This is a genomic window from Mycoplasma enhydrae (genome assembly GCF_025779955.1).
Taxonomy (GTDB): Bacteria; Bacillota_I; Bacilli_A; order Mycoplasmatales; family Metamycoplasmataceae; genus Metamycoplasma; species Metamycoplasma enhydrae.
The window spans coordinates 74732-86864 of record NZ_JAOXHI010000001.1 but is presented as its reverse complement, the minus strand read 5'-3'; the positions used below and the strand labels follow the sequence as shown (position 1 = coordinate 86864).

The window sequence follows — 12133 nt, the reverse complement described above, 5'->3', positions numbered from 1 at the left end:
TAATTCAATATTTTGAATAAATTTTTAGTATAAAAAATGACCTAGATTTAGATCATTAATTATCACATTTAATTTTTTCCTTAGCTTTATCGGTGGTTTTAAATGAAACTTTAGCTACATTGCCCAATTCTTTTTCACCAAATTTTAAAATAAAATCTGCCGCTAAATCAACAATTAAGTTTGATGCACCTAATTTAAAATTAAAATTATCATATTTTTCTTTTTGCTCTTCCATTTTTTGCAACAAAATATATCTAGCAAAAATTGAAGCACAAGCAACACTTAAATAATTATCTTCAGCACTAGTTTCCAACACTAAATCATAATCATTCAAGTTAATGTCTAAAAACATATTTTTAGATTTAAGAGTTTGATCATGTTTTTTAATATTTTCAATCGAAGCATACTGATCAATAACAATCGGAATATTTTTATTTATTCTTTTTTTCAGCCTACTAATTGAATTAAAATGAATTAGTGTTTTAACGGCATTATTATTAATGCCCATTTTAGTTAATGTATTGTAACCGGCTTGGCTTAAAATAGTGTGCTTGATGAAAACTAAATTCTTTTCTTGAATATATTTAGCTAATTCAATAATTTTTTTATCACTAAGTTTTTTACTATCTTTAATTCCTAAGGATTTGATTAGAGAAATACTTTGTTTAGGTATATAGCAAGCCACTGAAATAACAGGAGTAAAATAATCTCCTACTCCTGTTTCATCTACTCCTATATATTCAAAGTATTTTTCTTCTGTCATATTTATTTTTCTTCTTTGTTATAAAAATTATCTGCCTTGACGGTCTTTAATTTCTTTTTAGCTTCGTTTTTCTTTACTCTAGCCATTTCGATATATTTATCTGGATTGTCTAAAAATTCATCGATAAAATATCCAACAGCTCCTTCTTTGTTAGTCTGTCCCATAACAACAGTTGAAACTTGCTTAATTGCTTTTTCAGCATTAGCTGGACAAACTCCTACATTACCTATTTCATACATGCTTAAATCATTATATGAGTCACCAATAACAACTGTGTCATCAATATCAATATTGTAATATCTCATCATTAATGAAATTACTTTTCCTTTGTCTACACCAATTGAAGTTATATCAAATACAGGACTTAAACCTTCACCTTTTGATCAAGATGAAAATTCTCCTAAATCACCATATCTTCTTTTTAAGTAAGTTAATAATTCCAAAACATCAGTTGTTGGTTGACAGTCGAATACAATACCAGTAGGTTTAAGTGGTAGTTTTTCTAAATTGATTGATTCTCTAAATTTAGTTGCTTGGTTAAAACCAAAAACTTTTTCCAAATTAGGATCTCTATGCATTAATTGAACTCAGTCAGGTCCTTCTATTGCATAGTTAGAAATTTCTTTTTTAACTTTTTCATCACCTAAAATATATAAAACTTCATTTAAATCTAAATATGTTATTGTAGGAATAAAAAACGGGTCAGCAGGATTGTGAATATGTGCTCCGTTGTAGTTACCTACAATTGCATTTAAGTTAAGTTTGTTATATACTGGCATTGTACTTCTTCATGGTCTACCAGTAATAATTGAAACAATATGTCCCGCCTCCACAGCTCTTTTAATTGCTTGTTCAGTTTTAGGATGAATTGTTCCAGCTGCTGAATCAGCTAATAGTGTACCATCAAGATCAAGAGCAAATAAAAATCTTCTTCCTTCAGATTGTTTATTAAAAGCCATTTTTACCTCTTTCTATTTTTGTAATTATGAGTATTTATATTTTTTTGTTAAATATAAAATTAACATAACAGCATTAATAATTTTACTATAAAATTCGCCACAAATTAAGATAAATAAAATAGGAACAAGCTGTTCCTATTCGATTATTTAACTTTTGTGCCAAAAATACGATCTCCAGCATCACCCAAACCGGGAATAATATAATTATTTTGATCTAATTTTTCATCTTTCGCAGCTAGATAAATGTCAACATTAGGATATTGAGAAACAACTTTATCAATACCTTCTTGAACACCTACTAAACATATTAATTTAATGTTTAGAAAACCTAAATTCTCTAATTTCTTTATTGCATCACAAGCTGATGTTCCTGTAGCAAGCATTGGGTCTACAATAATAATGTAACTATCCTTAGGTACTTCAGGAATTTTAAAAAAGTATTCTACTACACTATTGGCTTCTTCGTTACGGTACATTCCAATATGTCCAACCCTAGCTTGCGGTACTAAATCTAATATTCCATTAACCATCCCTAGTCCTGCTCTTAAGATTGGAATAATTAAAATTTCTTTATCTAACTGTTCACCTAAGAAAACAGCACCAGTAGGACTTTGCACTTTTAATGGCTTAGTTTTATAATCTCTTAACATTTCATAAACCATCAGTGAAGAAATTTCATTTAAATTTTGCCTAAATTCATTGTGAGTAGTACTTTTGTCCCTCATTTTGGTTAATTTTGCATTTATCAGTGGATGTTGAAGAATTTTAATCATATTTTTGCTCCATAAGTTTTGTTGATATTAGTATTTAGAACTATTATCTACTTTGCCTTCCATAATAGCAATTGATTTAGAAGTACCCAATCTATTAGCACCCAATTCAATCATTTTCATAGCATCTTCTTTAGACTTAATTCCGCCTGATGCTTTAATCAATAAGTTATCTTTGGCAATTTTTTTCATAATTTCAACATCTTCAAAAGATGCTCCTCTGTATGAAAAACCAGTTGATGTTTTAATAAAATCAGCTCCCGATTGTAAAACAATTTCTGCCGCTTTAGCAATTTCATCATTAGTTAATAAAGCAGTTTCAATAATAACTTTTAATGTTTTATTTCCACACACTTCTTTAATAGCTTTAATTTCATTTAAAACATATTCATACTGTTTATCTTTGAAACGACCAACATTCATTACCATGTCAATTTCATCTGCGCCATGTTCAAGTGCAATTTTGGTTTCAAAAACCTTAACACTTGTCACATTGTAACCCAGTGGAAAACCAATAACTGTACATACTAAAACATCACTCTTTGCTAATTGTTCCTTTGCATATTTAATATATGAAGGAGCAATACATACTGATTTAAAATCGTATTTTTTTGCTTCTTCAATAAGTTTATCAATATCTTTTGTAGTACCTGATTGTGCTAAAAAAGTATGGTCTATCATTTTATTTAACATTTTATTCTCTCCTTATAAAATACTCATTCAACTAATTATAACAATTTAGCTAACACTTCTTTTACTTCAATCTTATTTGAACTAAATTCAATTACATTTAATAAGTCATTCGCTAATTCAGTATTAATTTTTGTAGATGAATACATTGTAAATAATGTATCACCAATATTCACGTAGTCGTTTGTAGTTTTATTTAATAATATTCCTGCTTCATAATCAATTAAATCTTCTTTTTTTGTTCTTCCTGCTCCCAATTTCATTGCAACAAGACCAAATTCAATAGCAGAATTAATTTTTAAATATCCTTCTTTTTCAGACTTGATTTCATACTTAAATTTAGGATTAAACCAATTGTTATTATAAACACTTTTTACATTGCCACTTTGGGCACTAATTCACTCATTAAATTTATTTAATGCTTCACCATTCCGAATGACTTTGTCTATCATTTGTCTAGCTTCTTTTTCATCCTTGGCCTTTTGTGTAAGAACTAAAAGAGTTGCCCCTGAAGAATAAACAATTTCGCTAAAATCACTAGGACCTAGGCCTTTCAGAGTATTAATTGCTTCCAAAATTTCAATTTTGTTTCCAATTGCTCTTCCTAGAGGTTTTTCCATATTTGTTATTTCTACAGCAATTTTTCTACCTAAAGCCTTACCAATTTTAATCATTAAGTTGCCTAGTTCTTTAGCCTTGTTTAAATTTTTCATAAATGCGCCATTACCACATTTTACATCTAGTAATATGCAATTAGAACCCGTAGCCAATTTCTTTGACATAATTGATGAAGCGATTAAAGGAATTGATTCAACAGTAGCGGTAACGTCTCTAAGAGCATAAATTTTTTTATCTGCTGGTACTAATTTTTCGTTTTGACCAATTATTGCAATATTATGCTTTTCTACTATTTCTTTAAATTCCTTATCGCTTAAAGAAATATTGTAACCTTCAATTGATTCTAGTTTATCAAGTGTTCCCCCAGTGTGTCCTAATCCACGCCCAGACATTTTAGCAACAGTTAAACCTAAGGATGCCAAAATTGGACATAAAGCAATACTGACTTTATCTCCTACTCCTCCTGTAGAGTGCTTATCTACAATATTTCTATTTAAATAAGATCAGTCAACAACATCTCCAGAATGCATCATTGCACTTGTCAGATGTGAAGTTTCGATTTCATTTAATGAATTAAGTCTTATAGCCATTAATAAAGAAGAAATTTGGTAATCAGGAATGTTTCCTGCTACATAATTATTAATAGTAAATTCAATTTCATCTTTACTTAATTCAAATCCATTGGCTTTTTTTTCAATAATATCAATTATTCTCATTATTGAAAGTCCTTTGCTAGTGACAATGCCAATTTCATCATTTCGTTAAATGAATTTTGTCTTTCCTCGCTTGTAGTGTATTCATGTGTAACTAGATTATCAGAAATTGTTAAGATAGTTGCTGCTTTTTTATTTAATTTTTCAGCAACTGTAAATAAACCATATGCTTCCATTTCAACACAAACAGCACCACCCGATTTCTTAACTCTTTCTTCCACAGTTTGATCTGCATAGAAAGCATCTTCACTTAAAATACGCTCAAAATGAATATTCATGTTCAATTCTTTTGCATTATCTAAAATCAGTCTGTTTAAATCACTGCTAGGTTTTGCAATATTGCTGCTATTTCCTCTTATTATTGAGCTTCTAAAAGCTGAACTTTCACTATAAGCATCAGAAGCCAACACCATTTCATAATTTTTAATATCAGCTTTAAAAGAACCAGCTGAACCAATTCTAACAATGGCTTCAACACCGTATTGGTCAAACAATTCGTATGCATATATACCTATTGAAGGAACACCCATTCCTGATGCACAAATTGAAATTTTATTTCCATTGTAATAACCTGTGTACATTAGCATGTTTCTAACATCAGAAACCAGTTCTACATTTTCTAAATAATTATCTGCAATATATTTTGCCCGTAAAGGATCTCCAGGCATTAGTACTAATTTAGCAAAGGCATTGTCCTTTGCGTTTATATGAGGTGTCATAATTACTCCTTAAATTTAATATTTTTATTCACATTAAAATTTTATTACAAATTAGAGCATTTATGCCACATTTGCACTTGACCAATATCTAAATCGGACAGTTTTCAGATATTAGTTCAGCTCCTTGATTAATAAGTTCTATATTTTTATCAGCTTCCAGTCTATCCTTAAAAAGTAAGCACTGTATATCTTTACCATAGTCTAAAAAGTTGTCAATTAAAGTGTTATATTTATATTCTAAAGAAGAAAGTAAAATCATTTTATTACATAATCCTGCACTTATTCTATTTCGAGCTAAATAAGATTTTTTCGTTGCATGATAGTCATCAGGATATTCTGATATAAATAAACAATTTTCCGCAATATATTCATTTAAATTCAAATTACTAATTGCTCAATTGATACCACAAGGTAGTACAACAATTACATTAATATTTTTTTCAATTAACTTTTTTAAAATATTTTGCTCAAGTCCGTTTCAATACATGTTCATAAAAGTTACATTTGATTTATTTGAAATATTATCTATGTATTTAATTATTTCATTTGTTTGATAACTACCAGTCATATAGATTTTGTTAGTTGAATTAGTTAAAATATCCAAATTGCCCAAATAATGCAAAATAAATGGAGGTTTCTTGTGTGCTAATAGTTGTTGGGGATAATCACCATCCAATATACTTATATATTTATTCATATTTGATTTTGATTTATCACTAAAACTTTTAAATTCATCCACTTCAATTTTTTCTTTAGTTTTAATTGCTTCATAAATTCTATTTCAGTCACCTTTATACTTGTAATTAAAGTACAATAAAATTTCATTCATATCTGCCATTTTTTGCTCCTACAAATATTATTTTTTATTTTGGTTATTTTTATTAAAAAGCAAGAAAAAGTAAAGAAAAAAAGGCGAACGCCTTCTTCTTGCACTATAAACCGCTTTTTGTACCATATTTGCATATGGCGCCAACTATTTATCTAAGTTTATAAAACTTCTTGATTTTAATTCAAATTATCTTAATCAAGTTCCCCTACCAAAATTTGGGTTTCTAACTCATGGAGTTTACATCGTTGCACCTTAACTAAATAAGCTCGTCTCTGTTGCACTTGTCGTCAACCATTAAATAGGCTGCCTAGGCTTATTTGGCCTAGCATGAACACTACTCGCATCGCAGCGAGTGTTAGAGCGGATTTTCCTCTACGTCTTACGCAGCAGTTGGCCATGCACAAACTATTGTACAACAATTTGAATTTAAACTCTTAAAAAATAATTTTAAATTATGAATTACAAAGTATAAAAACCCTAGTAGTCTTTTTTAGTATATAAAAAAGCACCAAACCAATATATAATTTGACACTTCTTTTTTTGAATTTAAATTATTAATAAAATTCACCTTTTTTAACTTTATTCAGTTCTGATCATTCTGAAGCAGATGTTCTGTCATTAATGCTCATAAATTTACCGTATCCACCTTCTTTAAGTGTTAGTAAAATGTATTCTTTTTTAGAAATAACGCCAGCTTCACCATCTTCTGTAATTTTAAATTTAAAGTTCTTTAGTCTATCTTTTTCACTTTCTTTGTAACCTGAACTTATCAAAATATACATAATCGATTCAGGGCCATAGTTATTTTCATTAAAATAAGTAGTACCAGTGAAAAAACCTCTTTTGATTGCATAGTTTGTAAATTGGCGTAAATCAACAGGTTTTTTGAAATAACGTTGAAGTCCACCAAATTTTGAGCCTATGCCTGGAATAAGACTTAGATTTGTAGCTTCCTGTAATTCTCACAAGATAGCCCTACCTCCTGAATATAAGTTTATTAGATTACCTCTTTCACGTTTAGATATTTCGGTTTCACGGCCAAACATTTCGAAAATAATATAATTAAGCGCTACATAAAGCCTATAAACACCTTTTCATTCAGGAGTTTTAGCTCTTTCTTTAAATATAGGATTTTTATAAGCGCTGCTTTTTTCATATGTTTGCCACAATATTTTAAATATTGTATCAGCTAGAACTAGAAAATCCAAGTCCACAGTAACATTATCAGGATCAGTGACTGGTGGTTTAGAATCTCCGCCACCTGGTAATATGAATTCATTTAATGTCTTCATATTTGACCTTTTCGAATGGTTGGGGTCCATATTTAAACTTCTTAGTGCATTAAATAGAGTTGATTTTTCAAAGTTACTTTTTTCAAATAATAAATTAACTAATTTTACTAAAGTAGCTCCATCAATAGGTTTGTTTTCACCTATAAGAGTTGCCACAATTTTGGCATCTTCAAAACTAAATGCCGATTTAATTTTATCAATAGCATCAATAATTCATTTTGTAGGTTCTTTTAAACTGAAATCTAGACTTGATTTTGTGATTATATTAATAGTTCTATTAATTAATTTCTTTTCAAAATATTCAGTTTGAAGTAAGTTTTCTGCCATATTCTTAATTAATTGTGCTAAGAAAGTTTTATCTGATTGTTCAACATTTTCAAGTTTAAGTATATCAACGATTTTGTTTACAAAAAGATTAATAATGTCATCATCTTTAAAAATTGCTTTAGCTAAGTTTTTGGCATTAGTTTTTAAATTAATAGAAATTTGAGTTAACAATTCATTTAAGGTTTCACCAAAAGTTTTATTGCTGCTTAGTTTATTTTTAACTAAGAAATCCTCTACAAAATCTTTAATCAAAGTTTTTGTTTCTTGTTTTTCTATTAATTTATTAGCTATATTTTTAACTTCTTCATTAGTTAAGAGTTTTTGATTTTCAGATTCAATATTAATGTTATTAATTTGGTCTTTAATAGTATTAGTGATTGAATCAATTAAAGCTTCTCTAACATTATTTGAACCTGCTTCAATAGAACCACTTATTCCAACTAATAAATTAGCTAAAACTTTTTCAATATTCTTAAATAATTTATCTAAATCAACTTTAGGTTTGCTGTCATCTTCTTCTGGTTTAGGAATTTTTGGAATATTTCTAGCTAAATAATTAATTAATGAAGTTAGTTCGGTAGTTAATTGTTCCTTACTCAATGTTTTTAAAAATGTATCTTTTGATAATTTATCAAAAACACTGGAATCTAGTATTTGTACAAAATCAAAATTACTAAAGGTTTCTACCAATTGACTAGCAATTTTTTTGATATTTAGTTCTTGTTTTTCATCAAATAAATCAACATTAATAACACTTTCAAATAATTGAGATACTAAATTGGAAATTATTTTTTGATTATTTCCTTCTAAACTATTAAGTGCTCTTCATAAAAACGAACTAATGTTTTCAACTTCATTGCCAACAACATCAAATTTGTGTTTTTTACCTAAAGCACCCATTGTGAAGCTAAATAATTTTTTAATATAATCTTCATCAGCTAAGATGCCATTAAGGTTTTCTTTGATAAATGTTGATAGTTTGTTTTTATTTGTATTTAAGATTTTCTTTAATAAATCATTTACATTTTTAATTTCTTCTAATTCATCTTTGCTTAAGTTTGAAACTGATTCAATTAAACTTTTAATAATATCTTTAGCTTCTGGTTTGTCTAAAAGTATATTTTTTATTTTATTAACAGTTGCATCAGCAAAATCGTTGCCGTTTTCATTAAGTTTTAATAATTCATTTTTAATTGAACCTAAAGAATTTTTGGCTGCTTGTTCAACTTTTTGAATAATAAAATTCATTACTTTTTCTTTTTGACTAAAAAGAGAAATAATCTTAATGAATTTATGAAAACCATCTCCACTAGAATTTCTTAAACTAATCAAATCGATTGCATGTGCAATTAATTGTGAATTATTTTCTAATGAAATAAATTTTGATAATTCGGTTTTTAAATAATTACCCAATTTTTCAAAATCATTTACTTGATTTTTATCAAGTTTAGTCATTATTGAAATAAAGTAATCTTCAAAGTTTTTATATAGTTTTGAATCACCAATTTCTTTTAATAAACTAGCCACATATGAAGAAACTAAATTTCTTTCTTCTTCAGTCATTTGAACATCTAAAAAAGCTACTAAATAAGAATTAATAATATTCGAAATTGCATCACTATCTTTGTTAGCGTTTTCTAATTCATTTAGAATTGTGCTTATGATGTTTAATAAGCCGTTTTCTTTTGCTCTTTGCAATGCTGAAACGCTAAATGCAAAAGTACTTGATTTGTCATAGTTATTACCATTATCAACTAAATCATTAATTAATTGTTTTAATTGATTTATAACCATAGGACTATTGATTGATTTGTATATGTTTTTATATGTATCTTTCACATAGTCTTCTAAATTATTGAATTTAGGATTTAAAGCCAATATTTTGGCTTCTAAACCAGAATTCTTTAAGTAATTAGTTAATGGATGAATAACAGCATAATTGCCCAAGTTATCAAGTAGTTGGTTAACTAAACTGCTATCTTGGCTAAAAGTATCAATTGCAAGTGAGCCAAGAGCTTTAATATAATTTTTGCCCTCTTCATTTAATTCATTATGTTTATTAGCTGAGATGTTATCTAGCAATTTAAGAATTGAATCGCGGTATTCAGGTTTTAAAATATTGTTTAAATTTTGAATACTAATTAGTTCTTCAATTTTTATTAATTTTAAACCTAGATATTCAAAACCTTTTTTATATTTGCCATAATCAATAGAAGCATCATTTGGTTTGAAACTAATTAGTGCAAAGAAAATTTTATTACCTTCATCTAATTGAATTTTGTCAAAAATTAATTTTTGAACTACTTCATTTAGAACATTTCCTATTGCTAATTTTTTATTAAATTTTTTGGTTTCTGAAATAGCTTGTATTATTAAATTAAATATTTCAGTGTTGTATTTAAAATCTTTTAGATTTAAAATTAAATGTTTAATGAAGTATCTAATATCGTCTAATTTAGCATCTTCAATTTGATGATGTGACTTTAAATTATTCATAATGTTATCTAAAAGAATATTAAAGTCACTTTCGTTTCTTGACAATCAAGAAATTAAAGATTGTGCAAAATCCATTGTTTCTTTTTTAGTACTATCAATAATTTCAGCAACAAAATTTTCAATAGTTTCGTGGCTAAAGAATTTTTCAATGTCTTCTAGACCAACTTCAATTACTTTATTTGTTAAATTATTCAAATGAGCTAAAACATCACTATCATCCTTAGCTTTAGTTCATATATTTGCTAAACTTTCTGGTAAAAATGACTTAGCCAAGTTGTTTGAAAGTACCACATTAGCTAAAATTGGAAGATTATGTTTTAAAAACTTCTTATTTTCTTCATTTGATACAAATTCTTTTGTAAATACATCTTTAGCAATGTTGTATGAATTTTGTTTATTTCTTAAGTTCTTAATAAAGATTTCTCTTATTTCTTTAATTTTAATTGTTTCATAAGATTTTTTTGTTAGCAGTTCTGAAGCTTCAATATTTGCTTCTTTTAAAACTACATTTAAATGTTTTGAATCTAATACTTGATTGATTAGTCTAATGAAAACAGCCTTGTTTTCGTTGGTTACAACTAAGTTTAGTAATGTATTCAATCAGTCGTCTGAATTTTGTTCACTTAGACCTAAAAAACCAATAGTATCTTTAATTAGTTTTTTAATAGTTTCAGGATTACTTGTTTTTTGAACATTGAAAATTGATTTAAATTCAAGCAAGATCTTTCTTGAAAAAGAATTATTGTTTTCAGATTCAATAAGTTCTTTATTTTCATCTTCTTTTTCAAAAGGATACTCTTTTTTATGTGTTTCCACATTTAAGCCACCAAAACCAATAATTTCAGTTTTGATATCACTTGCTTTAGCTTTAAAATCTATAGCAATTGAGTGCTCAGATTTTGGTTCTTTTTTGTCAGTTTTAAATAATTTGTCATATTCTGGTGCAGAAATTGACATTTTGATAAATATATCTTGAGCTAATTTTTTATAAGCTTTATTTGATGGGAAAACACTCAATAAATCAGAAGAAAAATCTTTTGAATTTTGAGCAATGTAATTTTCATTAATAATGCCATAATAATTAATTTTAGCTTCTTTGGCCACATTTTTAATTGTGTCATTAAGCTTAGAAGTTATGTCATAAAACATTTTAGTATTATCTTTTTGAGATCTAATTAAAGAAAAATGAAGCAATGGTGGAATGTAACCTACTAAGTTAATATTTATTTTTGAATTCAGTTTTCTAATTTCTTTAATAATTTCAAAATAGTTATCTTCTAGTTTTTTTATTCTAACCAATGAAACTTTATTAAACTCATTTAAAGCTTGTTTAAATTCATTTTCATCTTTGTATTGCTTGAATAATAAGTTAAGAATTTCATTCTTTTTAAATACATCATTAAAACCAATTGATAGTGTTAGTAGATTAGATTCCTTAATGGCTTTAATAAGTTTTTTATTATCATAATTTTGAGTATCACCAAACAACTGTTTAATTCTTAGTTGGTTTTTGTCACTTAATTCCTTATTAAATTTTATAAGTGAATCAAAACTTGATTTTTTATTTTTTTGACTTAACAAATACAATCAATCTTCTGATGTTGATTGTTGTAGACCATAATTTTCATAACTTTTTAATTTTGTTTGTTCATCATTTAAAATTGAAATTGCATTTGCTAAATATGAAGCATAAGAAATTCCAATAATTTTATTGTTTTTCAGTTCATTATTAGTTTCTGAATTAAAACTATTATTATTACCAATGGCATAATCATCACCAATGGCTACATATTTAACATCGCCTTTAACAACTTCTTGTTTTGTGTTAGAAATAATTCTTCTTTTTTTCTTAGTTTTGACACAAGAAATTGCAATAATTGGAGTACTAAATAAAATTGCTAATGGTGCAACAAGACCAGCAATTTTTTTAATTCCTTTTTTTGTTTTCATAAAAACC

At 27.1% G+C, this 12133-nt stretch carries 8 protein-coding genes and 1 other RNA gene; all 9 read right to left on the bottom strand.

What is annotated here, in order from left to right; all coding sequences use genetic code 4:
- Positions 1–55: 55 nt before the first annotated feature.
- A complete protein-coding gene (locus OF364_RS00385) occupies positions 56–763 on the bottom strand; it encodes a ribonuclease HIII (protein ID WP_263773899.1) in 708 nt (235 codons plus the stop codon).
- Positions 764–765: 2 nt separating this feature from the next.
- Positions 766–1722 (bottom strand): Cof-type HAD-IIB family hydrolase, encoded by a 957-nt coding sequence (locus OF364_RS00380; RefSeq protein ID WP_263773898.1) that lies wholly within the window; start codon positions 1720–1722, stop codon positions 766–768.
- A 143-nt stretch (positions 1723–1865) separates the two neighbouring features.
- A complete protein-coding gene (gene upp / locus OF364_RS00375; protein ID WP_205851217.1) occupies positions 1866–2495 on the bottom strand; it encodes a uracil phosphoribosyltransferase in 630 nt (209 codons plus the stop codon).
- Positions 2496–2522: 27 nt separating this feature from the next.
- A complete protein-coding gene (gene deoC / locus OF364_RS00370) occupies positions 2523–3185 on the bottom strand; it encodes a deoxyribose-phosphate aldolase (protein WP_205851218.1) in 663 nt (220 codons plus the stop codon).
- Between the two features lie 35 nt (positions 3186–3220).
- Positions 3221–4516, bottom strand: a complete 1296-nt coding sequence (locus tag OF364_RS00365; RefSeq protein ID WP_263773897.1) for a thymidine phosphorylase — start codon at positions 4514–4516, stop codon at positions 3221–3223.
- A complete protein-coding gene (deoD, locus tag OF364_RS00360) occupies positions 4516–5232 on the bottom strand; it encodes a purine-nucleoside phosphorylase (RefSeq protein WP_263752346.1) in 717 nt (238 codons plus the stop codon). Before deoD ends, OF364_RS00365 begins: the two co-directional genes overlap by 1 nt.
- Before the next feature lie 88 nt (positions 5233–5320).
- The gene (locus tag OF364_RS00355) at positions 5321–6070 is read right to left on the bottom strand and encodes a DNA-processing protein DprA (protein WP_263752348.1); all 750 of its coding nucleotides are present in this window, start codon (positions 6068–6070) and stop codon (positions 5321–5323) included.
- A gap of 92 nt (positions 6071–6162) precedes the next feature.
- An RNA gene (rnpB, locus tag OF364_RS00350) (RNase P RNA component class B) lies at positions 6163–6463 on the bottom strand.
- A gap of 152 nt (positions 6464–6615) precedes the next feature.
- The gene (locus tag OF364_RS00345) at positions 6616–12126 is read right to left on the bottom strand and encodes an SGNH/GDSL hydrolase family protein (RefSeq protein ID WP_263773896.1); all 5511 of its coding nucleotides are present in this window, start codon (positions 12124–12126) and stop codon (positions 6616–6618) included.
- Between the last annotated feature and the right edge of the window lie 7 nt (positions 12127–12133).